Origin of the sequence: Bacillus sp. HU-1818, from assembly GCF_022695965.1 — a bacterium.
Classification (GTDB): domain Bacteria; phylum Bacillota; class Bacilli; order Bacillales; family Bacillaceae; genus Bacillus; species Bacillus atrophaeus.
In genome coordinates, this window is record NZ_JAAPBE010000001.1 from 647727 (window position 1) to 673101 (window position 25375).

General features: G+C 43.9%; 33 protein-coding genes. 5 read left to right on the forward strand and 28 right to left on the reverse strand.

Annotated features, from left to right (window positions below; all coding sequences use genetic code 11):
* Positions 1–7: 7 nt before the first annotated feature.
* The 5 genes from GXP75_RS03035 (at position 8) to GXP75_RS03055 (ending at position 2881) form a co-directional block, all read left to right on the forward strand.
* Positions 8–625, forward strand: coding sequence for a DUF47 domain-containing protein (locus GXP75_RS03035; RefSeq protein ID WP_003327421.1), 618 nt, complete (start codon positions 8–10; stop codon positions 623–625).
* Positions 626–637: 12 nt separating this feature from the next.
* Positions 638–1636, forward strand: a complete 999-nt coding sequence (locus tag GXP75_RS03040; RefSeq protein ID WP_214915158.1) for an inorganic phosphate transporter — start codon at positions 638–640, stop codon at positions 1634–1636.
* A gap of 108 nt (positions 1637–1744) precedes the next feature.
* On the forward strand, positions 1745–2491 hold the full coding sequence (locus GXP75_RS03045) for a type II toxin-antitoxin system SpoIISA family toxin (protein ID WP_214915161.1): 747 nt from the start codon (positions 1745–1747) through the stop codon (positions 2489–2491).
* The gene (gene spoIISB / locus GXP75_RS03050; protein WP_010788357.1) at positions 2491–2661 is read left to right on the forward strand and encodes a three component toxin-antitoxin-antitoxin system antitoxin SpoIISB; all 171 of its coding nucleotides are present in this window, start codon (positions 2491–2493) and stop codon (positions 2659–2661) included. The genes GXP75_RS03045 and spoIISB overlap by 1 nt, the downstream gene beginning before the upstream one ends.
* Positions 2662–2758: 97 nt before the next feature.
* The gene (locus tag GXP75_RS03055; RefSeq protein ID WP_010788356.1) at positions 2759–2881 is read left to right on the forward strand and encodes a hypothetical protein; all 123 of its coding nucleotides are present in this window, start codon (positions 2759–2761) and stop codon (positions 2879–2881) included.
* A 75-nt stretch (positions 2882–2956) separates the two neighbouring features.
* On the opposite strand, the gene GXP75_RS03060 is transcribed toward GXP75_RS03055, so the two are convergent.
* The 28 genes from GXP75_RS03060 to GXP75_RS03195 all read right to left on the reverse strand — a co-directional run bounded on the left by GXP75_RS03060 (position 2957) and on the right by GXP75_RS03195 (position 25375).
* Positions 2957–3850 (reverse strand): N-acetylmuramoyl-L-alanine amidase, encoded by an 894-nt coding sequence (locus tag GXP75_RS03060; protein ID WP_061571319.1) that lies wholly within the window; start codon positions 3848–3850, stop codon positions 2957–2959.
* 12 nt (positions 3851–3862) lie between these two features.
* Positions 3863–4126 carry a phage holin gene (locus tag GXP75_RS03065; protein ID WP_003327426.1) on the reverse strand — a complete coding sequence of 88 codons (264 nt, stop codon included), beginning with the start codon at positions 4124–4126 and terminating at the stop codon, positions 3863–3865.
* 12 nt (positions 4127–4138) lie between these two features.
* Positions 4139–4417: a hemolysin XhlA family protein gene (locus GXP75_RS03070; protein WP_061571318.1), complete on the reverse strand. Its 279-nt coding sequence runs from the start codon at positions 4415–4417 to the stop codon at positions 4139–4141.
* 73 nt (positions 4418–4490) lie between these two features.
* Entirely contained in the window at positions 4491–5339 is an 849-nt protein-coding gene (xepA, locus tag GXP75_RS03075) for a phage-like element PBSX protein XepA (protein ID WP_214915165.1), read from the reverse strand.
* Positions 5340–5415: 76 nt separating this feature from the next.
* Positions 5416–5580 (reverse strand): XkdX family protein, encoded by a 165-nt coding sequence (locus GXP75_RS03080; RefSeq protein ID WP_061571316.1) that lies wholly within the window; start codon positions 5578–5580, stop codon positions 5416–5418.
* Entirely contained in the window at positions 5577–5906 is a 330-nt protein-coding gene (locus GXP75_RS03085) for an XkdW family protein (protein ID WP_242556106.1), read from the reverse strand. The genes GXP75_RS03080 and GXP75_RS03085 overlap by 4 nt, the downstream gene beginning before the upstream one ends.
* A 23-nt stretch (positions 5907–5929) precedes the next feature.
* Positions 5930–7885 (reverse strand): complement C1q domain-containing protein, encoded by a 1956-nt coding sequence (locus tag GXP75_RS03090; RefSeq protein ID WP_214915179.1) that lies wholly within the window; start codon positions 7883–7885, stop codon positions 5930–5932.
* A gap of 2 nt (positions 7886–7887) precedes the next feature.
* On the reverse strand, positions 7888–8160 hold the full coding sequence (locus tag GXP75_RS03095) for a hypothetical protein (RefSeq protein ID WP_061571314.1): 273 nt from the start codon (positions 8158–8160) through the stop codon (positions 7888–7890).
* Positions 8157–8735, reverse strand: a complete 579-nt coding sequence (locus GXP75_RS03100; protein ID WP_214915182.1) for a YmfQ family protein — start codon at positions 8733–8735, stop codon at positions 8157–8159. Before GXP75_RS03100 ends, GXP75_RS03095 begins: the two co-directional genes overlap by 4 nt.
* Positions 8719–9765, reverse strand: coding sequence for a baseplate J/gp47 family protein (locus tag GXP75_RS03105; RefSeq protein WP_150223553.1), 1047 nt, complete (start codon positions 9763–9765; stop codon positions 8719–8721). Before GXP75_RS03105 ends, GXP75_RS03100 begins: the two co-directional genes overlap by 17 nt.
* A complete protein-coding gene (locus GXP75_RS03110) occupies positions 9758–10183 on the reverse strand; it encodes a DUF2634 domain-containing protein (RefSeq protein WP_242556107.1) in 426 nt (141 codons plus the stop codon). The genes GXP75_RS03105 and GXP75_RS03110 overlap by 8 nt, the downstream gene beginning before the upstream one ends.
* Positions 10184–10262: 79 nt before the next feature.
* Complete coding sequence (locus GXP75_RS03115; RefSeq protein ID WP_214915188.1) at positions 10263–10640, reverse strand: VOC family protein; 378 nt, start codon at positions 10638–10640, stop codon at positions 10263–10265.
* A gap of 65 nt (positions 10641–10705) precedes the next feature.
* Entirely contained in the window at positions 10706–10972 is a 267-nt protein-coding gene (locus GXP75_RS03120) for a DUF2577 family protein (protein WP_106045174.1), read from the reverse strand.
* Positions 10972–11949 carry an XkdQ/YqbQ family protein gene (locus GXP75_RS03125; protein WP_242556108.1) on the reverse strand — a complete coding sequence of 326 codons (978 nt, stop codon included), beginning with the start codon at positions 11947–11949 and terminating at the stop codon, positions 10972–10974. Before GXP75_RS03125 ends, GXP75_RS03120 begins: the two co-directional genes overlap by 1 nt.
* Before the next feature lie 15 nt (positions 11950–11964).
* The gene (locus GXP75_RS03130; RefSeq protein ID WP_242556109.1) at positions 11965–12624 is read right to left on the reverse strand and encodes a LysM peptidoglycan-binding domain-containing protein; all 660 of its coding nucleotides are present in this window, start codon (positions 12622–12624) and stop codon (positions 11965–11967) included.
* The gene (locus GXP75_RS03135; RefSeq protein WP_242556110.1) at positions 12617–17560 is read right to left on the reverse strand and encodes a transglycosylase SLT domain-containing protein; all 4944 of its coding nucleotides are present in this window, start codon (positions 17558–17560) and stop codon (positions 12617–12619) included. The genes GXP75_RS03130 and GXP75_RS03135 overlap by 8 nt, the downstream gene beginning before the upstream one ends.
* Positions 17561–17701 (reverse strand): hypothetical protein, encoded by a 141-nt coding sequence (locus GXP75_RS03140; protein WP_094231847.1) that lies wholly within the window; start codon positions 17699–17701, stop codon positions 17561–17563.
* Between the two features lie 41 nt (positions 17702–17742).
* The gene (locus GXP75_RS03145; RefSeq protein ID WP_094231846.1) at positions 17743–18189 is read right to left on the reverse strand and encodes a phage tail assembly chaperone; all 447 of its coding nucleotides are present in this window, start codon (positions 18187–18189) and stop codon (positions 17743–17745) included.
* 91 nt (positions 18190–18280) lie between these two features.
* Positions 18281–18724 (reverse strand): phage tail tube protein, encoded by a 444-nt coding sequence (locus tag GXP75_RS03150; RefSeq protein WP_010788341.1) that lies wholly within the window; start codon positions 18722–18724, stop codon positions 18281–18283.
* 1 nt (position 18725) lies between these two features.
* Positions 18726–20126 carry a phage tail sheath family protein gene (locus GXP75_RS03155; RefSeq protein ID WP_003327446.1) on the reverse strand — a complete coding sequence of 467 codons (1401 nt, stop codon included), beginning with the start codon at positions 20124–20126 and terminating at the stop codon, positions 18726–18728.
* 1 nt (position 20127) lies between these two features.
* Entirely contained in the window at positions 20128–20337 is a 210-nt protein-coding gene (locus GXP75_RS03160) for a YqzN/YkzM domain-containing protein (protein ID WP_003327447.1), read from the reverse strand.
* 2 nt (positions 20338–20339) lie between these two features.
* The gene (locus GXP75_RS03165; RefSeq protein ID WP_214915200.1) at positions 20340–20780 is read right to left on the reverse strand and encodes a phage portal protein; all 441 of its coding nucleotides are present in this window, start codon (positions 20778–20780) and stop codon (positions 20340–20342) included.
* Positions 20781–20791: 11 nt separating this feature from the next.
* The gene (locus tag GXP75_RS03170; RefSeq protein WP_214915203.1) at positions 20792–21280 is read right to left on the reverse strand and encodes an HK97 gp10 family phage protein; all 489 of its coding nucleotides are present in this window, start codon (positions 21278–21280) and stop codon (positions 20792–20794) included.
* Positions 21277–21633, reverse strand: coding sequence for a YqbH/XkdH family protein (locus GXP75_RS03175; RefSeq protein WP_214915232.1), 357 nt, complete (start codon positions 21631–21633; stop codon positions 21277–21279). Before GXP75_RS03175 ends, GXP75_RS03170 begins: the two co-directional genes overlap by 4 nt.
* Positions 21630–22013, reverse strand: a complete 384-nt coding sequence (gene yqbG / locus GXP75_RS03180; RefSeq protein ID WP_214915233.1) for a protein YqbG — start codon at positions 22011–22013, stop codon at positions 21630–21632. Before yqbG ends, GXP75_RS03175 begins: the two co-directional genes overlap by 4 nt.
* A gap of 23 nt (positions 22014–22036) precedes the next feature.
* Positions 22037–22972 carry a phage major capsid family protein gene (locus GXP75_RS03185; protein ID WP_242556111.1) on the reverse strand — a complete coding sequence of 312 codons (936 nt, stop codon included), beginning with the start codon at positions 22970–22972 and terminating at the stop codon, positions 22037–22039.
* A gap of 23 nt (positions 22973–22995) precedes the next feature.
* Entirely contained in the window at positions 22996–23865 is an 870-nt protein-coding gene (locus GXP75_RS03190; RefSeq protein WP_214915240.1) for an XkdF-like putative serine protease domain-containing protein, read from the reverse strand.
* A gap of 19 nt (positions 23866–23884) precedes the next feature.
* Positions 23885–25375: a phage portal protein gene (locus GXP75_RS03195; RefSeq protein ID WP_242556112.1), complete on the reverse strand. Its 1491-nt coding sequence runs from the start codon at positions 25373–25375 to the stop codon at positions 23885–23887.

Below are 25375 nucleotides of genomic sequence, written 5' to 3' on the forward strand. Positions count from 1 at the left end.
GTTTTACATGATAAGAAGAAAAAAAGATAAGTTTTCACTCCTTTTGACAGAAATCGCAAAAAATATAGACGAAACTGCAGAATATTTTGTTAATTTCAAAGTCACAAACCAAACGACGCTGAAAGAGTTTGCGGACACGTTAAAGGAATATGAAACAAAGGGAGATAATCATGTTCACATCATGATTAAAGAGCTGAATAAGGCTTTTATTACCCCTATTGAACGTGAAGACATCCTTCAGCTGACAAACAGCCTAGATGATGTATTGGACGGAATCGAGCATTTCTCCGCGATGATGGAAATTTTCTCAATCACCTCTTCTGATGAGCATATTGATAAATTCAGCGGATATATCAGAGAATGTGCAAAAGAAATTTTAATTACGATTGAACTGCTGGCAGACAACCGGTTAAAAGATATCCAGCCGCACGCCATTAAAATTAAAGAATACGAACACAGCTGTGACAATCTGCACCGGAAATCATTAAAAAATCTTTTCGGTACGGAAAAGGATCCGATTAAAGTAATCCAATACCGTGAAATTTATGAAACGCTTGAAGAAATTGCAGACTCCTGCCAAAGCGTTGCCAATAATCTTGAAACCATCATTATGAAAAACGCGTAACGAGGGGTAATAATGGATATTTTATTTATTTTAACGATATTAATTGTCATTTTCGCTTTGGCGTTTGATTTCATTAATGGGTTTCACGATACAGCGAACGCAATTGCAACCTCCGTTTCCACTAAAGCGCTAAAACCGCGTCACGCCATCATTATGGCCGCGATTATGAACTTTGTGGGCGCGATGACTTTCACAGGCGTTGCGAAAACGATTACGAAAGACATCGTGGACCCGTTCACACTTGAAAACGGTTCGGTTGTCATTTTGGCTGCCTTGAGTGCGGCGATTACTTGGAATCTTCTCACTTGGTATTACGGCATTCCGAGCAGCTCATCTCACGCGATTATCGGCGCGATTGCCGGAGCGGCGATTGCTTCTTCAGGGTTCAGTTCGCTTAACTATAAAGGGTTTGTCAAAATTATCGAAGCTTTGATCCTTTCCCCGATCATCGCCTTTGTTTTAGGTTTTATTATCTACAGCATTGTGAAGCTGATCTTTAAAGACAGCAATTTGGCGAAAACGAACAAACGCTTTCGCAGAGTGCAGATTTTAACGGCCGCTGTCCAGTCATACACACATGGAACGAATGACGCCCAAAAAGCGATGGGTATCATTACGATGGCCCTTATCGCCGGAAATTTACATACTACAGATGACATCCCGCATTGGGTGCAATTTGCGTGTGCTACTGCAATGGGTCTCGGTACTTCCATCGGCGGCTGGAAAATCATTAAAACCGTCGGCGGCAAAATTATGAAGATTCGTCCGGTCAACGGCGTTTCTGCTGATTTAACAGGGGCAGCCATTATTTTCGGAGCAACATTTATTCACTTGCCTGTCAGCACGACACACGTTATTTCTTCTTCCATACTTGGTGTCGGCGCGTCTCACCGTGTGAAAGGCGTGAACTGGGGCACTGCAAAACGCATGCTGATTACTTGGGTCATTACGCTGCCGATTTCCGGCACACTCGGCGCAATCGCCTACTTTATTTTAAATATGATATTCTAATGCAAAACCGTTTCCTCTCTGAGGGGCGGTTTTTTTCATGTGACAGGAAATCCAGACATATCCATAGAATGAATATAGGCAGAACTTATTCGGATGTGAGGGATACACATGCTTTTATTCTTTCAGATTATGGTTTGGTGTATAATGGCCGCATTAGGCTTATACGTATATACGGTGTGGCGGTTTGAAGCAAAGGTGAAAGAAAAAATGTTTGCGATCCGGAAAACGTGGTATTTGATCTTTGTCATCGGCGCCATGGTATACTGGACGTATGACCCCTCTTCCCTTTTCAGGGAATGGACGAATTATTTGATTGTCGCTGTCAGCTTTGCTTTGATTGACGCCTTTATCTTTTTGAGCGCTTACGTAAAGAAACTTGCCGGCAATGAATTAGAAACCGACACAAGGGAAATCCTTGAAGAAAACAATGAAATGCTCCACGTTTATCTTGATAAATTAAAAACGTACCAATACCTATTGAAAAATGAACCGATCCATGTTTATTATGGAAGTATAGAAGCATACGCTGAGGGCATCGACAAGCTGCTCAAAACCTATGCCGACAAAATGAACTTAACGGCTTCGCTGTGTGAATATTCGACACAGCTTGAAAAAGACCGCTTAACCGAGCATATGGATGATGCATTTGAGGTGCAGAGCCGGCTGGATCGAAAAGATGTATACTATGATCAGCACGGGAAGCTGGCACTCATCCCTTTTACTGTCCAGACGCGCAGCTACGTCATCAAGCTGGCGTCAGACAGCATTGTAACAGAATTTGATTATCTGCTGTTCACGTCATTAACTAGCATTTACGATTTGGTGCTGCCAATTGAGGAGGAAGGTGACGGATAATGGAACGTGCTTTTCAAAACGATCATTCGCCCCGCGCGGCTAAACCGTTTAAGATATTAAAAAAGAGATCGACCACCAGCGTCGCAAGCTATCAGGTCAGTCCCCACACGGCAAGAATTTTCAAAGAAAATGAGCGGCTGATTGACGAGTATAAAAGAAAAAAAGCATGATCACACTAAAGGACAAGGGAAACGGCTCTTGTCCTTATTCCTTTTCTCCGTCTGTGACATATAATAGGAGCAATCAGAGGATAGTCAAGGTGATGATGTGAAAAAAATTGTACGGCGTGTGAAATTCATAGATTATGGAAAGTTCGGACTGTCGGGATATTCGCTTAAAATGAAGGAGCGGAGTATCGGAATCCTAAAGAGATTGAAGAAGAAAAAATAAAATCCCGGGGTGATCCGGGATTTCTATTTTGCTGAAGAAGTCCGAAAGCAAATGCGTTTCGGACTCTTTTTATGGTTAGGATAACTGGGCAGCGATTTTCGCTTTTGTGGCCGGTCCGTAAATGCCGTCAACCGTCAACCCGTTAACAGATTGAAAACGGGAGACCGCGTTTGCCGTTTTTGGTCCGTAAATGCCATCTATCCCATTGTTTACTGCCCCTTTATCAGGGTAAAAATAAAGTGCTGCCAGCGCATTTTGAACCTGGTACACTTTTTCCCCCGATGTATAAGGAGTTGTCAGCTGCAAAATGCCATCAGGAAGCGGATATGCTTCCGGCTCTACAGCTTGTGCAGGGGCGCTGACGATTAGCACTTGTCCGACTCGAATCAGGTTTGGGTCCTGAATATTGTTCCACTTCTGTAAATCTGCCACACTTACACCAAATTTTCTTGCGATCGCTGAGAGTGTGTCGCCTTTTTGGACAGTATACGTTTGAACGCCTCCGCCGCCGATTCCCGCTTTAAATTGTTCCCATGTATCCAACAGCTTTCTCGGGCATTCTTTGCCGGACCAATGCTTGTGCGGCACGACATTTGCAAGCGTAATGCTGTGCGATGCCATTAATGTTTTGATCAGCCATTGGGCGTTTGCGGTCGCCAGTTGAAAATTCCCATCGGCATTTTCGCAAATTTCAATTCCAATAGATTGGCGGTTTCCGCTTCCGTTGCCGTCTCCAGCATGCCAGCCGTTTTCATTCAGCGGCAAATGCTGATAAATTTCCTTATCATCAACCGTAAAATGCCAGCTTGTCGGTGTATCCGGATTTTTCACATAACGGGCGTGCATTTCGGCATTGGCTCCGACGGAGGTGTTTGCCGTATTGTGAACTGTAATATAAATCGGTGTCATTGCATAACCCGGACGATTATTGGCACCTACGGGAATAAAATCTTGGATAATGTTAACCATTTGTATCTCTCCTTATTTTGTTAAATTGTTTTGTTTTAATAAAGATTGCTGCCGCTTTCCTTTTTCTGTTACATAATTGTTTTTAAACCAAGCGGCAAGTGTTGTGACAACCGTAAACAAGACAGACCCCGCGGCATAAAATGTGTCTGCCAGCTGATTCACTTGTTCCTCGCTGATATCTAAAGGCGATTTGCCAAACATCAGCAGCGTTTGGTTTACTAAGGCAAGCAAAAGAAGCACCGTCCTGATGACCGTGCCTTTATCATATGTTTTCAATGTGGCTCCTCCTTATTTTTGCAGCAAATTATACATAATGCCGATAGCGCCTCCGATGATGCCGGTGCAGATCGCGGTAACGATTGCCCCTGTGATGGTGCGCTTAATCCAAGTGGTATTTTCTTCAATTTTATTCAATTTTTCATTCAGGGTCATAATCTGCTGATCTTGGCGGTCAGATGATCGTTCCAATACGGATACTCTCTGCTCCAGCGCCCTATGATCGCTCTTTATGTCCGTACATTCTTTTTGAAACGCGTTTATATCAAAAGGCGCGTCTTCATTTAACATTTTTTAAGCCTCCTTTACACTCGATTGCACCTCCTCTCTGAGGGCCGGCCGTAACCTAAGGGTAGTTGTAATGTCAGGAAACGGCCGTTCCTTTGACAGACAGGCTGCCGCCGTTTATTTCCGCTATTTCCATAACGATTTCTTTATAACCTGTCATATCGAAAATCCATGCTTCTGCTTTTCCTGATGTGCTGCCGGACATTTCACCATTATCTGTTTTCTTGCCTTGGATTGGAAGATTGGCTCCTGAAAAGGATCTTCCCCAAAAGTTCACTTCGCTTTTCTCCGCTGTACCGTATATTTCCACCAGCAGCTTTTTATACGTTCCTACAGTCAGGACCGCTCCTACTCCGGCATTCTCAGCGTTTTCATGAAAAACAAAATCTTTGGTGCTGGCTTGAGCTCCCTCTACCTTCAGCCGCCCCTCTTCAGTTGTATTAGCGGCTTCAAACGTAATCGGCAAAGGGGCTGCTTCAGTAATATGAACATCCACTTCTCCCGCTCCGACGGATTGATATAAAACAAACTCAGACTGCTGTAAGTTTCCGTTTACATAACGGAAACGGTAATATCTTTTGGTTAGGTATACCCATTCAGTTGTTGTGAGTACGCCGGGCCCGATGTCAGCCGAAGCTGTAGTGGACCAGGAATGGTTATTATCACTTTCTTCCACATACAGTGTGCCGCCGCGATCGGAATACGCCCATCCTTTTATTTTTGAAATCAAGACCGCGCCCAGACGATCTTGGCCATACTGGCTATACGCTTCAGTTGCTTTTAACGCGGCATTGGTCAAAAGCTCCGCCACACCTGACAGATTTGATACAGGTGTTACAAAATCTGTTTTTTCTCCCCTGTACGGTTTTACCGCTCCTGCTTTTCCTGTTCGATCAGCGGGGAATTCGTAACGATATTGCGTCATGTTCAGCCTCCTTTTTTATTCGTTTCGTTCGGTTTTCGATCATTCACCTCCTTTCAAAGGCAAAATAAAAAAGCCTTTAAATGGCTTTACCGGTGATTTCTTTATATTGGTCAGGCGTGATTAATTTTTTGTTGACTCCTTCTGCTAAGTCCTCAATGGAACAATCATTGTATCGCATCGCTTGCTTGACCATATCAGCCGTGGCCCATTTATAATAAAAGGCAAGCACCCAATAATTCATTCAGAAACATCTCCTTTCAACGAGAGAAGCTCAAGCTTTATTCCTGACAATTCGCTTCCCAATGTTTCATTCAGCTCCTCAAGCTGCTTACGGGCCAATTTTTCTTGAGACAATTGCTGTGAGAGCAATTCAAGCTGGTCCGGAGGCTCATATGGCGGATTTTGCTGCAATTCTTCCCACCAGGCTTGCAAGTCTTCTTTTGTTGGGATGGGGGCGCGGATGTTCCATTCAGCTATATAAGAATCGCCGCCTTCGTTTCGCAATTTAAAATCCCTCATTACCTCTGCACCTGGGTATTTATACATTATGGCGTCATATAACATCATTCATGTTCACCTCTATTATTCTATTAATAGACTTTGCCGCCTATTTCAGCAATATCGAAATAATTGTATTGTCCATTCTTATCACCGATATACCTTGTTACATCACCCGAATAACCGCAATATATATATAATTCCACATAATCTCCTTTTTTTAGCGGAACTGTTACTCCCCCGCAAGAAATCGTAAGATCCCTGGAGTCGGTATTTTGCCCATCACTATTTCGGAATTGCCGCACACTTTTGTAAAAACCCCCATTTCTAAAGACTTGTAATTCTAAATTAGTGTAGGTCGCAATTGTCTCTACATATGCGCCGCCGCCTATCAAGTACATTCCATCATTTGGAGCGATAAATCTATTGTTGGAAATATCAAATGCATCATGACTGTCTATAATCACTCTGTTATATAGAATTTTATTTTGCTCGGCCTTTTTTAATGTTTGGCGACCTGTTGTTCCTATATTTGCATGGACAAAACCAGAAATTTTTTCCCATGGTGTCCATCCTGATTCAAGCCACCAATGGCGAATCCAAGTGCCTGTTAAATAATTTTTTCCGTTTCGCGAATCTGCGTTCCCATAAAAATATTGAGTGAATCGGGCGTTATTCCATTTTTCATTTTTAATTAGACCATAACCTAATGGATAACCAGTTTGGTTATTATCATATATTTTCATTAAGGTAATGCCAAATGGATATTCAGTACCTGCTGTTCTCGCATCTTCAATTCCCGAGGCAATCGGGAGAACCATTAACTTTTCGTTTGAAAAATTAGAGTCGGTATAGTCTTTAGCATCAGAGACAGCTTTTTCTATCCTCATTTGAGCGGTATTTGCAGACTCAATCGGGAACCAATTGATCTCAGTTTGATTCGCATTATAATAGAACCACCATGCATTACCGCTTACATCAACTGCATAACCAATACCTATTCCGGGCTGTCCGACTAATTGCATACCGCGCAAACTTGTTGCCGACGGATTATCAGTAACGGCATTTGTACCATAAAAAGAAACAGAGCCAACGTCTTTTAGAGATTCATAAAAAGAGCCGAAATTAAGGTTTATTCTTTGTGTGCCATTATCAGCAGTTATTTTAAAAAGCTGACTGCCGTTCCATTTACTTCGTTCATCCGCGGTGATGTGAACCGTTTTATTGTTCACATGAGATTTTAAATCATTATTCGCTGAATCTAATAAATCAGTTGTGGCAACCTGTTTCCATCCTCTAAACTCCCCGTTCGTATGAACCATCCCAATCCACATTGTGACTCCCCAGCTTTGATAAGCCACTATTGATTTTCTGCCTTCCTCACCTTCGATAACATCATAGTTATACCAAGCTGAATCTCCTTCAATCGGATTGTTTAATAGTGCTTTTCCAAGTGCGTAATAAAACCCCGTAGGCAATGAAAGTATATCGGTTCCATCAGGTATTTTTATTCTTTTTCCTCCATCACTTGTCAACTTAGTTAGTTGAGCCCCGTTCCATTTGGTACGTTCCGAGTCAGAAATATGTCTGATTTGATCATTATTATGGGCGTCAAATTCTGATTTAGTTGCTTGTTTATCATTGGTCACTTTACCAAGGCCGATTTGATCTTTTGTTACAGAGTGCGGATTATTCGTATCATTTCTATGTTGATCTGTGTATGCTTTTGCATTTTTCTCAGCTGCATCAGCCTTTTTTTGTGCTCCTGCGGTCGTTTCCTTGGCGTTCCAGTTAGTGCGCTCTGTGGATGTAATATGACGGGTAGAATCGTTATCATGATTATTAAATTCAATTTTCGATGCCTGCTGCACATCATCCACGTTGCCAAGCCCGATTTGCGCTTTCGTTGTGTTGTGCGGATTATTCATATCATTTTTATGGGCAGCCAGGTCTGTATGCGCGTCCTTGATTCCTTTCTCCCAGCGATTCACGTCATCTTCATTGATCGGATCATCCGGGAGCCAGTCTGTTTTTTCTTCGTAAGCCATGTTTACACCACCTCAAAAGTAAATCGGAAGTCTAGCGTTCTATTGTCGCTGACGTCTAAATCTGTGCTTCGTTCTGTGATCACGTTATCCGCTTCATCAAAAATTTGGACTTGGTTAATATGTTTGATATCTTCTTCCCGCTGTGTGAGAACCGTCACCGTTGCCCCTTTTATAGAGAGTTCGACTATTTTTGTTTCCTGCCCATTGAGCAAAACTTTTTGAATTCTGTTCTTTAAATCGGCAGCGGTTCGTTCTCTGTATGTTTTTGTAATCATGTTAAGACCACCTCGTTATTATTAAGGGTTACGGAATAACCGACCCTCAGTTCACTGGCCGTCCGGTACCTGCGATGATTGAAGATGACCGTATCTTTTATCTGCAGCGGTTCGTTAAAACCAGCCCGGAGAGTGTAGTCCAAATGGGCGGGTTTCATATTCTCGAGCGTTTCAATCAATTCGCCTATATGCTGAAGGTCATCAATATTAATGTCAACATTAAAATGGTACTGGTTTGGCAGGAGCCTGACACGGGCGGACGGATGTTTCAAAAATCGGTTTAGCGCCTGTTCAATGGCTCTATACGTAACAGGCGGGATGTTCGACATTTTGGAAATCAGCCGTAACCGTCTGATTTCATAAGTGTCGCCTGATTCCCGCGGTACATCCAAAATTCTTTCCCAGCGTTCCAGCCCCCAGGTCGCCGTGGATACAAACAGCTGGTCTGTGACCTCGAATATACTATTATTTTGTTTTTCAAACTCAGGCGCCTCCGTCTGCAGCAATTCCTTCATTTCCTTTAACCTAGTTAAAAATGAAGGAAGGTACGCACTCATTTCATCGAGTTTGCTCAATGATATTCACCTGCCCGAGTTTTGGTATTTCAACATCGTTCAGCACTAAATTTTCAGCCAGCCCATTGATTTTAATGTCTGAATAATCACTGACCGATGAAGCGTTATAAACGATATTATTGATTTGTGAAAGACGGATCACATTGTCTTCAAATGCCATTTTCTTAAAGAGCTGTAAAACGCCCGCTTCGATGTCAGCTTTTACGTCTTCGATCGAACGATTCAGCTCCGGCAGGACTTCCGCAGAAATTTCAACTTCTTTCCACACGGCGCTTTCCACTGTGACAAATGCACCGATGGGCGCTTCTCCTTCCCCCTGACCCTCTTTGGGATCAATCGCATCTTTTACTTTTTTGACTAAAATTTCGGAAGCAGGTTCAAGAGTGGCATTGGTTATGACAATCTTCACCGTGCCTTCCCCGTTCCAAAGAGGGAATATTTTCGCTTTTCCCACGCCGTCCACTTCTTCCGCCCATTGCTTATAGTGCTGCTTATTGGCACTGACAGCCTCACGGCGAACGCGTGTAAAATATCGGTCTCGTAAACTGTCATCTCGCTCTTCTTCTCGGCCGGGGATTAAAATATCCTTCACAATCGCTTTCTCAAGACCCGGGATCGTATCAAGAGACAAAAGATTCTGCCCGGAAATATTAGCGTTGCCGGCTTCCCCTGCCGTTTCACATTCAAGTGTCCCATCTGCTGTATATTGAAAATAGAGATTATCCGTGAAAAACCGGGAGCCCGTAGGAATTGTAATACCCGGTGTGAATTCTCCCGCCCTGACAGCCTTTGTCGCTGCTAATCTTTCAATGCCCGCTTCCGTTGCCCGCCGGTCCAGAAATTCTCCTTGTGCTGTATCTGAAAATACTAATTCTAATACGGTATCAAGCCAAATATATGATTTTGCGAGTTCAGCCGCCGCAGGTGCTAATGCGTTGTAAATAACGCTGCCTTCCCTCGTATCAATATCAGCGGAAATGCGCGAAAGCATCCGCTCCATAATCTCTTCAAATGTCTGATCTTCAAACATCTTCGCCAATCACCTCCTCGATTTCAAGCTTTCCTTCATCGGTTTCGACGATAAACGAGACAAAAAACGCATCATCTTTTTTCTCAATATCAAAATCTGTGACGGCAGAAATACGGTCATCATAAATCAACGCTTCTTCAATAAGTCTCGGGATCTCCATTTTCTTGTAAGCCTCGGTCGTTTCGCTGTCCGAAAGAACCTCTTGAAGCTCGTTTCCGAGATCATGGCTGAAGACAGAATATGAGTAACGCTCCGTGTGCAGCGCGATATAGACAAATTGCCTGATCGCTTCGAGTCCCGTTATCAGTTCGTTTGTAATATGGCCGTTATCAAAATCAATGTAATAGGTTCGCGAGGTTTCAATGGCCTCGACGCCGTCTTCAATGTCTTCAAAATCAACTTCCGGTGTAAGGGCCATGATGCCCACTCCTTTATGAATTGGTTCAATTAAAAAAAGACCCTTCAAATGTCGAAGGGGCCTTTTGATTACAGGCTGATCAATAGTTGGAAATCTCTATTAAATTCCCATCCGGATCTCTTATATAGATAGAGGTGATTTCCCCCAAAACGCCTGTTCTTTTGACAGGCCCTTCTTCTAATGGAATATGGCAGCTGGTTACATGCTGAATGACTTCATGCACTGCCGTCTCGGTGATAAAGCAGAGGTCCGCTGAACCCGGGGTCGGCGCCTTAGCTTTTGGGTCGAATTCATTTTCGGCTTCATGCAGGTTGATCTTTTGCTCCCCGAACTGCAGCGCTTTTCTGCCTTCTCCAAATGTGATCACCTTCATGCCCAGCACTTGGTTATAAAAATCACATGTTCTTTGAATGTTTTTTACGGTTAACACCAAATGGTCCAAACGATTGATGTCCAAAAAGACTCCCCCTTTTCATCAAATGATACGACGGAGCTTTTCAAAACACAATCGAAAGCCGGAATCTAAATTTTATCCATGATAAAAAACGATTGCCCGCCGCTCAAGGCCGCTATCATCACATATTCACCGGCAGTAAGCGCATCGTCTCCTCCATCCTGCATCCGTTTGGGAATGATCAGTAAATCTGCCGGAATGATCAGCTTGCTGTTTTCTTTCAGTTTGATTTCGACAGGGGCAGCGGAAACCACTTCAGCCGGCATCAGTTCAACCGGTGACTCAGCATGAACGGCGCCTACAGCTAACTGTTTAATGGCGTCACTTAATTTCATCACGAAGCCCCTTCCGGAAGCGTATTTTTTTCAACCACATCAATGGTCATCGTATGTTTTGTTCCTTTAAACTCATGCCTGTCAGAATCAACCCAATACGTTTTCTTAACCCCTGCCTCCGGGATTGAAATATACACCGGCAAGCCGCTCTGCAGATCTGGAATGCCAATCGCCTGAATATTTTTCAGCTCTTTTTTGACACCTTTCTTTTCAGCCTGACGCACTTTAGCCCGCTGCTGAAGCTGGGCTTGGTTGATGTCGTCAGAAACCGTCTCCACATATTGAAGAACGCCGTATTTGCTCATACCTGCGCTGTCTTTGGCAGTGGCTTTATACGTTTTATTATCCTTTTGGCGGCGCATCACCACTCGTGTCGCCGTATCATTAATCGATGTGCTGTATTGGTATCCCGTAATATTAACGCCAGTTTCCAGCACCCAGATTTCAGCCGGGTCAGGCCATTCCCGCAGCCCAAGCTTTCCTTTTTCCGAATAAAGCTGATAATTGCGGCCGGTCTGGCTCTTGGTCTGCTTTAAAGCCTTCAGCATGATGTCATAAAGACTCGTATCATTTTTAAATACGAGAGACTTGATGGTATAGCCCGTGTTAGCGATCGTTGTGACGGGGATTTGAAAATCATTGGCGATTCTCTTAATCATTTGGTCGGCCCGCTGGTTCGAAAACACATAAACATCCTGGTTTTTCACCAAGTATTGCAGCATATCATAAGCGCTGAACGCCAGTGTATGCTCATCCGGTGTTCTTGCGAAGACGATTCCCCTGAAAAGTTCTTTGCCTTTCCATTTAAATAAAACGGTATCGCCCTCTGATACACTGTAATACGTTTGGCTGCCTTGTTTTGTAACAATGGTCGCCTCAATGGAGCGCGGCGCCTGATATCTGTGTCCTTCAAGAGAGACGCTTTCCGCCACCAGCTCAAGCCATTCCGTTTCTTTAATGACGAATAGTTCTATCATCTGTCATCACCTGTTTCATTGCGGAATCTTCAATTTCTGTCCCGGGAAAATCCAATGTCCCGGCTGGCGTATGTTTCGTTTGCTGCGTTTAATCATAGCCGTTTTATTGGCATTCCAAATCTTGCGCCATTTCGTGCTGCTGCCGTAAAACTTTCCGGCGAGGTCCCAAAGCGTGTCTCCTTTTTTCACTGTATAGGTTTTAGGAGATGCTTTAGACGGGCGTTTTGTTTTTGTTTTTTTCTTTTGTTTGATCTTTCTTGGTGATGCGGTTTTGTATTCTTTCAACACAATGTCAAAATCCCGATCACCTATTTCATTGTCACCTTCACTATATTTGAAGCTTTCAATACTGCATGTCATATTGATTTTTGTTCCCGTAATTAAAAATTGGACAGGCTTTTTAGCCTTCATCCATTTTTCAATTTGTGCAATCGCATTTTCTGGTGATGGAATATTTTTATATTCGGAAATCGGGCTGTACGTTTTAGGAAAAAAAGAAGAGAACGAAATTTCTTTCGCTCCCAGTTCCTCTATAAATGTAATTTCACCCAGGCCGGTTATTGTCACTGAGTCATTTTGCACGCTGTTTGATACATCAAGCGCCTCAGGTAAAACAGGAAATCGCAGCTTTTCCTTCCCCTGTGATATCCAAAATTCATAGACAGACTTAGTCAAAAGCCACGACCCCTTTCGCTCCGGTGTTAATGTCTTTTTGCAATTCATCTAGTAATGCTTGCTTAATTTTAGCCGCTAAGCTGTCGGCGTCCTGTCCGTTATGGAAATGCTGGTCGCCGTTGAATTCAATCTTAATTTCTTTCGTTCCGGCTGTTTGTACCGTTTGGCGGGCTCCGGATGTGACGGCTGCTGATACTTGTCCTGATGAAAGCTCAGACTGCTGAGTTTGTGATGGATCTGTTACTTCCATTCCTAAAGCTTGGGCTGCTCTCTGAAGGAGGTAGCGGCCGCGAATGCCCCGCTCCTCTGGAATAATCCATTCCCGCTTGTTCCCTTCACCGACACGGGCGATTTGTTCTTTTGTGATCAGTCCGCCGTTGGCATATCCAACATACGGTCCGCCACGTCTCAAGCTTTTAATACCAGGCACATTGTCAATTGAGCCGTATCTGCTCTTAATATATCCGATCGCGGCAGCAGCATTGTGAATCGGATTTCTGATGTTACCCATGCCCGGTGCTTTATGTGCATTAAAAGTGGTCGGTATTGTCTGCATGAGCCCTTGGGATGGATTTCCCGCCTTCGCGTTGCTATCCCACAGGTTAATAGAGTTCGGGTTGCCCCCTGATTCATACTGTGCAATCGTCATTAATCCCGAGAGCCAGCTCAATGGTGTCTTTGTGGCCATCATTGCAGCCATAAGCCACTGTTTCACATTTCCTCCCACTGCTCCCATTCCGGAATAAGCAGTAGCCAGTGAACCGGCTTGCTTTTCAGCGTATTTTTTCACATCGACAGAATCCAGGCCTTTTACAACACCGACAGAGGCAAAGCGGCCAAGACTCATCATAACTCGAGAAGGCGAATGAATATCCAGCTCTTCCCGGAATGCCTTCTCAACTTTTTTGGCCAGTTCCTTGGCAGCCTCATGGACTTCACTTGCTTTTGAAGTCATACCTGAAACAAAATTCCCGATCATACCGGTTCCCCAGCCGTTTGATGATTCTTTAGATCGCAAAAACGGCTTATTCACATGTGTATTTACATATTGATCAGTACCGGTTTGCGAACTATTTTGTCCTGAAGCAAACCCTTTGATTGTACTGCTTCCCCATGATGAAGATTTGTTTACAGTAGCTTGGAACGGTGTTTTGACTTTCGTCTGAAGGAAGCCATCTGTTCCGGTTGCTGTGCCGTTTTGCCCCTTAGCATAGTTGCTTACCATCTGTTTTCCGTAATTTGGTGAAGAAGAAATCATTTGTGTAAATGGCGAATTAATGTTTTTCTTTTTCCAGTCTTCCATTTTGACCGGCTGATTGCTGATGCCTTTACCAAAGCCTTCTGAAAATTGCTGTCCGAGTGTGGACGCTTGGCCTGTAAGATTTGCAGTGTCCATTGATGGAGAGGCCGATCCTGATAACGGACTGGCAGCTGCTCCTCTTGAAACAGATACCGGGCTTCCAGCAGAAGACGAAGCGGTTCCCATATTGTCTACGACTTGCATACCAAGTTTAGACGCCGCTTGTGAAAGAAGCATTTTACCTCTGCCTCGATTGTTATCAACTGGGATAACGAATTCCTTGCCGGCTTCACCGATCCATGAGATGGTTGGTTTGGTGATGTAGCCGCCTGTGGCATGTTTCTGTGTCTTTTTCTGTTCAGTCCCAAATAAATAATTTGCTCCGCTTTTTACAAAGTTCCATGTTTTATTGGCAGCTTGTTTCGCACCTGACGCTACTTTACCACCAACTTCTTTTACTCCACCTAAAATGTTAGATCCTAATTCTTTAACGCTGGACCACTTATCACTCCACCATTTTTTGTTAAAAAGAGTGTCAGAAATAGAACTTTTAAAATTTGTCCATATTGACTTTGCTTTATCCCATTTATCTTTTGACCAGCCTTTTACACTTTCCCACTTTCCAGACCACCATTTTTCATTAAATAAGGTAGATTTCATTTTCCCTTTTACTGATTCCCAAACTGTTGATGCACTATCCCATTTATCCTTCGCCCAGCCTTTTACACCTTCCCATTTCCCAGACCACCATTTCTCATCAAATAAGGTAGATTTCATCTTTCCTTTTACTGATTCCCAAACTGTTGATGCACTGTCCCATTTGTCTTTCGCCCAGCTTTTTGTACCTTCCCATTTTTCAGACCACCACTCATTATTGAACAGAGTGGATTTGACTGAGTCTTTTACATTAGACCACGTATCTCCCATTCCACTAACAGTATCCTTAGCATTCGTCTTAATACCTGACCATTTTTCGGACCACCATTTTTCATCAAATAACGTATCATTTAGTTTTTCCTTCACTTCTGAACCGTCAAATGCCTTCCCTAAACTTTCACCGCCGAAAGTGCCGGCAATTCCTCCTACAACACCGCCAATAGCGGTCCCAACTCCCGGCACAACGCTTCCAACAGTCGCTCCGGCAGCTGCTCCGGCTAAACCTCCGCCGGCTGAACCTACTTTTTCACCGGCATTATCCTTATTGATTCCGGCTAAGTCAGTAAGAGACAAAATTTCGCCTAATCCTGGTATTCCTTTTGCGGCTCCTTTTAAGCCCTTCAGTCCGCCCTTCAAACCTTTTGATTCTCCCAATGTTTTCAGAAGGCCTGATAAACCTTTGCCTGATCCGCCTTTAGCTGCTTTTACCGATTTAGGCGTATTCACAGGATTTGATTTATTGCCTTTGTTTGATGAACCGTTTCTATTTTTGACTTTTTTACTTTTGCCTGTGCTGAATCCGGCACAGCAGCATCCGCAAGCCCCGCCCCATTTGCCGCCTGACTTCTTCGATTTAGAACCTGACGCTTTTGGGTTCATAGAAGGTTTTTTAGTGCGGTTTGAGTTGTTTGAAGTAGAGTTATTTGTATTGGCTTTTGAGGCTTTTTGTTTGCCTTTGCTTCCGCTGGATTTGCCGCCAAGCAGTCCTCCCAAATCCAGATTCCCCAGTTTTTCAGCAATGCCTTTTATAATCTTTTCAAAAAACTCTCCCACTTTTTCAATAATTTTATCAGGGCTGAATTTCTCAAATTTTTTCGCGATTTTTGAGACCATATTATCAAAAAACTTTTCTGCTTTATTCGCGATTTTATCTGGGTTGAGGAAATTGAATTTTTCAGAGATTTTGTCAACAATATTTGTTACAAAGTCTTCTGCTTTAGTGAGAATCGCGTCCGGACTGAATTTGCTCACGATATCATCCACTTTTTTCATAAAGGAGTCTGTAAACTTGTCCAGTTCGTTAAAAATGGTTTCAGGGCTGAATTTACTTACAACATCGTCCACTTTTTTCATAAAGGAATCTGTAAACTTATCCAGTTCATTAAAAATAGTTTCAGGGCTGAATTTGCTTACGGTATCATCTACTTTTTTCATGAAGGACTCTGTAAATTTGTCCAGCTGCTTAAAAATAGCTTCAGGGCTGAATTTACTTGCGATTTCGTCTACTTTTTTCATAAATGAGCCTGTAAATTTGTCCAGCTGCTTAAAAATGGCTTCAGGACTGAATTTGCTTACGGTATCATCTACTTTTTTCATGAAGGACTCTGTAAATTTGTCCAGCTGCTTAAAAATAGCTTCAGGGCTGAATTTACTTGCGATTTCGTCTACTTTTTTCATAAATGAACCTGTAAATTTGTCCAGCTGTTTTAGAAGCGTTTCCGGGCTGAACTTCGTTGCGATTGCATCCACTTTTCCCATGAATGATGTTGTGAACTTATCCAACTGGGACAAAATTGTCTCTGGACTGAACTTTGTCGCAATTGCATCCACTTTTCCCATGAATGATGTTGTAAACTTATCCAGCTGTACCAGAAGCGTTTCCGGACTGAACTTTGTCGCAATTACATCCACTTTTCCCATGAATGATGTTGTAAACTTATCCAGCTGTACCAGAAGCGTTTCCGGACTGAACTTTGTTGCAATCGCATCCACTTTACTCATGAATGATGTCGTGAACTTATCCAGCTGTGTCAGAATTGTTTCTGGACTGAATTTTGTCGCAATCGCATCCACCTTACTCATAAATGATGTTGTGAACTTGTCCAGCTCTGTCAAGATTGTTTCCGGGCTGAATTTTGTGGCGATTTCATCCACCTTATTCATGAACGATGTTGTAAATTTATCCAATTCTGTTAAGATTGTTTCCGGGCTGAATTTTGTGGCGATTTCATCCACTTTTTTCATGAATGATGCAGCAAATTTGTCCAGTGCTGTCAAAATCGTTTCTGGATCAAACATGCTTGCAATATCACCTGCATTTCCTCCAGCTGAAGGGGCTGCTTTATCGGGTGAACCTGAGCTTCCCATGCTGTCAATTCTTTTCTGCAATGAATCCAGCTTATCTGACACCTTGTCATTAATAGCTAGCTCCAATTTGTTGTCTTTTCCTGTTAAGGCACCAATACCGGCTGAAATACGGCCGACTGTTTTCATGACGTGATCAATCACGCGTATTGTAACAGAGTAACCATTTTCAAGTGCGGTTTCCATATAACGCTTTATTTTTTGCACAGCCGGCGAAACTTGATCTTTCGCACTCAGAATAATCGTAGAGCCTTTAAAACCCGCAACGAGCTCTCTTAATCGTTCGAATTTTTCTGTTACTTGATCACTAGCGCCTATTTTAATAGATACGGATGCCGGCAATCCCTGCAATTGAATTTGAACCTGCTGAATGACAGTGCTGGCGTTATCCTCAGCTGAAATGGAAATCATTTGAGCGCCAAGCTTCTTCTTTATTGATTTTTGTATTCGGTCAATTGTCCTTAATGCAGTTTTGCTTTCTTTTCTTATATCGATAGCGCTTTTTCGCTGCACCATTTTTCTATACTTTTCAAGCGCTCTAAACCCATTTTGTATCTTTCTTAACTTTTTGCTTACACGGTCTTCCATTTCAAATCTTGCTGTCAGCTTTGCCAATTACGATGCTCCTCCTTTCTTTGCTTGTTTTTCAAGGACATCCAGCTTATAGCTGATCAATCCGTATAAAAGTGCCTTGAAATGTCTCGGTGCTTCATACAATTCTAATAAGTCTGATGGAGAATAATGAAGCTCGTGCATCGCATAATAGAGATACACGGCTTCTTTATGCCCATCCTTGACTAGTTTTTTACTTCTTCTTCCAGATCCTCTAATTCATCTTCAAATCCATTAATCTCAATTGCTTTGTTTAACCAATTCGCATATTCACCGCCGACGGAAAGGATACGCTTCGCTACTTCTACCGGATCAGCTGTTTTGTACGCTTCTCTAAGCTCTTTGGAACGGAAATCTGGGTAAATCGTAGATTCTACCGCGATGCGCGCATAGAATCGCTGGCTGTCTAAATCTTTTACACGCCCTTTACCTTTAACGTTTTTATAGGTTGTGCTCTCCTTCTCCAATTCGTCAATGCGCTCTGTTGTGATCGCTTTAAAAGTGAAAGGCACCATATTCCCTTTTTTATCTACAAAACGCTTTGAAATCGGCACTTTTATTTCCTCTGCCTCAATTGTTTTTCCAGGCATAAAGAAAGAGAGATCATATACTTGTTCGTTTTTTTCGCTCATATTAAAAACTCCTCTGATCGTTAGTTTTATATGTTTTTAAAAAAACAGACCCTCTTAGCAGAAGATCTGTTTTCATCTGAAAGCCATTCAATTAAAAAGTATCTGCAAGCTTCTCCGGTACGTCAAAATCTTCAAATGTAAACGGGACTTCTTCCTCTAATGCTTCTGAATCTACATCGAGGCTGGCGATTTTTGCGGAGTCGAAGTTTACGTCGTAAAGCGTGACTCGTTCCGTGCCTCTTCCGGAAGATTTATCATCTAACACAGCTTGCAGGGTAAAATAAGGATCACTGCCTTTTTTCACGTAATCCATCATGAGAATCACAAATTTTGATGTGACTTTGTAAAACGTCGCTGTGCCTGTTCCGTTTGCACCTGTTGTTTTATGGCCTGTCATACGGCGTCCCATAATGTTGACTTCAGATTTGTTTTTCTCTACGTTTGCTTCAAAGGTTTTAATGTGCGCCATTTCTTCTCCATCGAGAAATAAGCGGCCTTCTTTACCTGAAATTGTATTTTGTGCTTTTAATGCCATTTTAGTTTACCTCCACGTTAAAGTAGAATTTTTCTGCTGCGTCCATAGGTTTCACGGCGAGATCAATGAGGAAGCCGTCACGGTCTTCATTCAGAGCAATTGAAATATCTTCATCTGAATCAAAATCCGTAATGCCGTCCGCATCTTGAAGAGTGGTCATGTATTGAGTAATCATTGTTTTCACGTACTGAAGCCCGTCCTCTGATGCCGGAATATCGCTTCCGCTGCCTTTCCTTGATTTAATTAAGGCTTTCAGCTCACGTGTTAAATCGTTATTAACCGCATCAAGCACACGGACAATTTTATTTTTCGCAAACTTTTTATTTTTCTCAGCTGTGAAAGTCGTTAATGAGTTAATGTCTTTTTCTACGCTGACGGACTTATCGCGCGCGTCATACGTAAAGAGAAATTCACCCTTGCCAAGGCGCTCGACAATGCTGTCGTGATCAAGGCGGTTTAACACATCAACGGCTCCCTCGTATTCCACAAATGTCAGGGATTGATTGAAAGTGGCACCGGCGCTTGCGCCCGCAACCCAAGCAGTTGCTTTCTCGGCTGTTACTTCTGTGCCGTCCTCTAGTAGCACTCCTTCTGTCACATTAATAATACCTTCATAATCCCCATGGTAATGGGCTGTTACGCCTTGCACCTTTTGCCCCTGGCCATCGCGCAGACGTTGAATGAAAGCGGCAAACGTCGCTTTCAGCTGGTCGTTATCAGCAACCGGCAGCGCGATCACATCGAAGTTTTCTGTTTCAGCGGCGGCTAAGAAATCAGTATAATCTGAGTTCACAGGTGTTTTATCAGTCCCGCCCGACAAGCGGATGCCGGCTGCCGCGCTTAATGTGCCCCCTGTTGATTCTTCCTCCGAGCCTGTCAAAGGAATTGAGGCGGACAGATCGCCTGCTCCTGTGAAGGAAACATAGCCGTTTGCCGTTAACTCTTCTGCTTTCTTGACTGTTTGCTTATCGACTTCGGATTCGTCCATATAGGTGGTGACATCAAATGCTTGGGAATCAAGCACATTTTCATTGACACGGATGATGATGTCATTTCCTTTGGAGCCTCCGTATAAAGCGGTCGCTTTTACGCCTTCTGCGATATCCGCTGACGCACGGACACCTTCTGTCAGGCGATACATCAGTACCGTTTGCGCATTTTTCTTCGCTTCACGCAAAAGCAGCAAAGACGGATCTTCGATACTGAGACCTACCTTTTTATTCAGATCTTCCACACTTGAAATGGACACAAAGGTTTTGGCCTCTCCCCAGTTTGATGCGACAGGAAGCGCTACAGTCCCCCGTTCACCGAGTGATACCCGTTCCTGTGCCGTTGTTTTAAAGTTAAAATAAATGCCTGCACGATCTTTTTCTTTGCCTGTTGTAAATGTTCCGCCATTCATATTACATGACCTCCTTGGTTAAAAATGTTTGGATGTACTTACGCACTTCTGATTTTGTCATATGTGTTTTTTGCACGCCGAATAAAGCCCCCCGGAGAATTTCCGGTTTTACGCCGAAAAGCTCCTTTGCGTGCTTGGTTAAATCGGCTGTGTCAAAAAGAGCTTCTGTTCCCTCAGTTTTTCCAGCCTTTATGGTATTGTTTTTTTTCACTTTTACTTCACCCCGCTGTTCATATCAATATCCTGCAAAACAGGCTGTTCCGTCTTTTGATAGTAGTACCGGCTGCTCCAGCGGACGGTCATCACCGCCTCGCCCCTGTCTCCAACCCTCGTTTCCATTCGTGTAATCCGAATAAAATCACCTGTTTCAGCGCCTGACTCATCAAGCAGCGGAACGATATTTCTGCACTCCCTGACTGTGTCGGCGAGCCGGTCTGCTTCTTTTAGCGCCAAGGCGGAATCCGTGTGGAACAGCTTCATATTGAGGCTGTAGGTTTTCTTGAAGGTTGATACCGTATCGGTTTCTTCAAAAACAGAAGGAACGGGGACATATAATGACGGAATCTGAAAATGATCAGGCAGTTCACTGTCATAAATCGGGACAGGCCATTGCTTGTAGAAAAAAGCCATCATTGATCCTGTTTCACTGTTCATCCCATTCCTCCTTACAATGTCTTGAGCCATTGACGCAATTTTTGCTCCAATGACTTCGCAAATACCTGTTCAAATAAAATAAGCGCATTGTCCCAATAGCCTGTGCCGCTGACCCATCTTTTTTTAAGCGCCATTCCGGTTGAAGAGGCAGGATCATAGACGAACCGCGCGCCTTGAAAATAACCCGGCACCCATTTCACGCCGTCGCCTTCAGTTGTCCAGCGGCCGTCGTTCACAAACGACGCATATTCAAGGTTCGAACCGACTTCAAGGGATAAGCCGCCGCTTTCTGCGATCCAAATATGATCGGCGTCCCCTTTTTGAAATGAAGAAAACAGCCTCTCTGTATCAATGGATTGGGAACTGATCAGTTCGTCTTGCACCATATCCAGAAAGTCTTGTCCGGATTGCTCCAGCCATTTGGCAGCCTGACGGGAAAATCCTCCGGATGCGGCTTCTTTCAGTGAGGCGTTTAATTTTGAAAGCCCTTTGATTTTCATAGGCTTTCATCCCTGACAGCAGTGACTTCCCAATGGTGGTTTCTCAGCTTTTTCGGCAATTCCAAAATATAACCGACACCATCCCATACCACCTTGTCGTTGACACGAACATCCGCTGATAACGGAAAGTGAACGAGAAAGCTGCGATAAACCGTATGGTTCGGAAGCTGCTGGATCAGCTGCTGCTGTTTTTCTGTGAAATAACAGGGCACATTCTGTTCATCAGGCATGTCGGGATAAGTAAAAACAGGCTGAAGCTTGTTCGCCGGAATTCCGAACTTCCCGCTTGGGCCCGGTGCGGCTGTTTCATGATAAATATCACAACGATGAACAAGCATCCGTGTATAGCTCATAGCGTCCGCACCTTGAGTTTGGAGGACGCAGGAGAATATCCGGCAGCAATGTACTCCTGCAGCAGGTTATATACATCAGGCTTTTGAATACCGCCATTTGTTGAAATGGTGTAGGAATAGTCTCCCATTTTTTCAGACTGATAGTTTGAAACACTCGTTTCATCGCTGTTTGCCAGCGCAAAATATTGGGCGAGCTTAAGCAAAGCAAGTCTGGCTTTGTCGGGAAGCGGAACATAAATGGCATCTGTAAAATGGTGGCCTGTGATTCTTGCCGCCTCCGCCTCAGCTTCGATAATATCCTGCGTAAGCAAATGCTCCGGTCTGTTTTGCACCTGTTCAAAGACTGAATAAGAGGCAACGTCAGTCGGTTCAATAAGCATAAGCTGACAACCCCATTTCCGGTTTATTCTTTCACGTTAATCAATTTTGCGACAGCGTCTTCTTCTTCGAATTTACTGTCAAGCTTAGCCGTCAACACAATAATAAATTTACGGGAGCGAATATCCTTGTCCACTTCGATTCTAATATTGCGGGAGAAACCCAGAATAATATTTTTCGGATGAGTCAAAATGATATCAGACGCATCATATTGCGCGTCTCCTTCGCCAACCGTATAAGGCTGAATATTGGACACTCCCTTGACAGGCACGCCGAATGCCGTAGACAATCCGCCTTGAACGGCGAGGTCCCCTAAATTCGTCTGACGATCCGCCACCCGGTCTTTCCACTCAATTTCCATTCCGTGAGACGTATAGAATCTGAATTCCTGCGGGATGCGCAAATATTTCGGCGGGACGGCCTTCAGCCCTTTTTTAAATGTACCTCTGGAAAGCTCTTCACCAGCCGCGTCAACAATGTGAGATACCGCCTGTTTACGGATTCCGTCAAGCTGTGCGAGGTATGGATCATTGGAAGCAGTATCACCGTTTACAATCAGCTCTTCGATATCAACAGCCGCCCGTTCCGCCAGGATTTGCATAATGGTTTGTTGGAGCCCGTCTTTTTCTATGTTGTTTTCCAGCGTGTCATACGTAATATTAATTTCCGCAATGACTTCTTTTGTGTTCAGCTGTACCGTACTCGTTGAAGGAACAGTCAGCTCGTCATTGGATAAAGCCTTGCCCTCTTCAGCAGCACGCAAAATGCGCTGGCCGAAGCCGATTTTCTCAAATTTCTGTGAATCGTTTTCCATTTGAATCACACGGGATTCGCTGAAAATCGTAGGTGTGTTCTGCACCATACGAATAAATGCCGATGCTTGCGCAGGATTCATAAGCCCTCCGCTTTTTAATGCTGAAAGCGACATTTCCGCTTTTTGAATGATGTCTTGATTTCTCAAATTATTTCCTCCTCCTGACTGGTTTACAGCAGTCCGCTCCAAATTGATTTTTTGATTTGTTCTGCATTCCCGCTGCCGTCATCGGCGGTCTGTTTAGATGCGCCTCTTGTTTTTTCCAGCGCTTCAATGCGTTCGACAAGCGGGGCGAGCATGTCTTCCACAAGCTTTTTCAGACGCTCTTCCTCTTCTGTCTGCTCCGGTTTTTCTTCCGCTGCTTCTGTATTTTTTTCAATTGCATCAAGCCGCTTTAACAGCGGGTACAATGCATGTTCAATGGATTCTTTCATGTCTTCCTTTTTCATATCCTTGGTGTCCTCCCCCATTTTCTGAAATCTGGTTTTCAGTCCTCTTTGACTGTCGCGATCAGACAGCAGCTGCTTGAATACACCCATCAATCCGGATGCTTTTTCATCAGGCTCTTCTTCATGCGTATCCGCAGTGCCCGCCATACTGTATCCTGTGATGACACCTGCTTTGATTTGCTCCCATACCTCATCGGCCGCTCTTGTCACGAGCACCCAAGAGCCCTTTTTAATCAGCCTTGTGCCGATCTGGAAATCATCCGGCGCCACATACGATTCGACCACTTCGCCGGTTCCGCTTTGAAAATTGTGGTTGATGTCGATATTGCGGGCCTCCGCGAGAAAACCGTGGGCGGCCTTTTCAATTTCTTCAGCCGTCATATAATCGCCGTGCGCATCCGGGACATCCGGTTCGTAAACGATCCCATACACGAGTTTTTGTTCCTCACTCCCGCTTTTGGTAAATAGCCGGACTTCTTTCTCAAACGCCGGAGGCCCGGCAGACTTCGTAAAGAAAAACTTCGTCTGATTAGCGGCTTTGTCCACATAGCTCACAAAGCTGATTTTGGCATTTTTCAATTCTCTCGGCACCTGTTGCTTTCACCCCCTTTCAGGACTTTTTTAAACTTTCAATGCTTTCCTTTACGTCCTGTAAAAGAGCGGATTGGTCCTGCGGCTCGGCGTCTTGTGCAGCCGGTCTGTTGTAGATGTCTTCCGGCCATTCCTCAAGGGTTTTGCCGAGCACCCGTCCGGCAAGATCTCTTAAATCGTTAGGAGAGACTGCACCAGCCGTAATAAAAGGACCCAGTACTTTTGCGATCTCAAGCGGATCACGAAAGTCGGGTCCTTTTAATGTTAGCCTTGCGTCATGAATATCCAATTCCGGCAAAAGAAGCGTGTTCAGTTTGTTGACGAGAATTTTCCTCTCCGGCTGAAACACCTGCTCTTCTGTTATTTTTCTGGCCGTATCGGCTGTCGCCCGGTTATATTCCTGCGCCTCGCCGGTATAGAGCGGAGGCAGACGGAAGGCGGAGCGGAGTTTATTTCTGCTTTTGTCATCGTATTCCAAAAACAGCGCGTCATTTTGCAAAATTTCCGCAAGCGACTTGATTTCGACGGAAACAGGGGTAATGTCCTCTCCTCCGTGCAGGTCTTTTTCCTTGGCAATGCCTTCAGCTTCAATGAGGAGAAATTTATGGGCGTTTTCGACTCCTTCAAGATCATTCATATAGTCTTGCAGCTCTTTATACGAAGCTTCGGACAGCATTCCGTTTTCGACTGTAATCGCAGCAGGCACATGGCGTCCCTGCTTAAAATACATGAAGTTGAGTTCTTCCGCTTTTCTTGCGCCATATAAATTGACGATGTTTCCCACCCATCGGGGAACACCGTATGAGCCGCTGCCAATTTTGAGGTGAATTGCTTCATTTGCCTGAAAATCCTCAGACAGTGTTTTCACATATTCTCCCGTTCGCATGTCCATGTTGCGCGGGTCTCCGTATTCCTTAAAAAATACTTTTTGCCCGTTTATCATTTGTACATATTTGCGAAAACGTTTTTGCCTTTTGATCGTCTTCGGTATGCCGTTTTCCTGGTATGTAAACATCACCTCAACAGGCTCCGACACACCGCATACCCGCATGTTTTTTACATCTAAATATTCGATGCCGGCCGGCTTTCCAGTTCCGTCCCGGAGCACTTCCATAAACCCGTTCCCCGTTTTCTCCCTGTCTTCAATGGCATAGCCTAAAATTACTTCAGCTGATTCATCAAAATGAAGGCAGCGGTAAAACGATTCAAGCCGTGACCAATCTTTTTCCGCTCTTTTCTTTTTTGCCCGGTTGACATCTGAGCCGTTAATGTCGAAAGTATACTCAACATCGAAGCCGAAGCCGGTAATATTGACCCGATACGCATCTATGCACTGCTGAAGAATCGTAGAATATTCGGCGATCGTTTTCAGCTCGGTGATGTTATAGGGCGGGGCAATAATATCTTCTCCATACATATCAGAGAACTGGTCTTCATAAAGCTGCTTCGTCTTTGGAGTTGAAGCATTTGCTTTTAATACGGTGGCCCTGACTGTTTGGTTCTGCGGCAC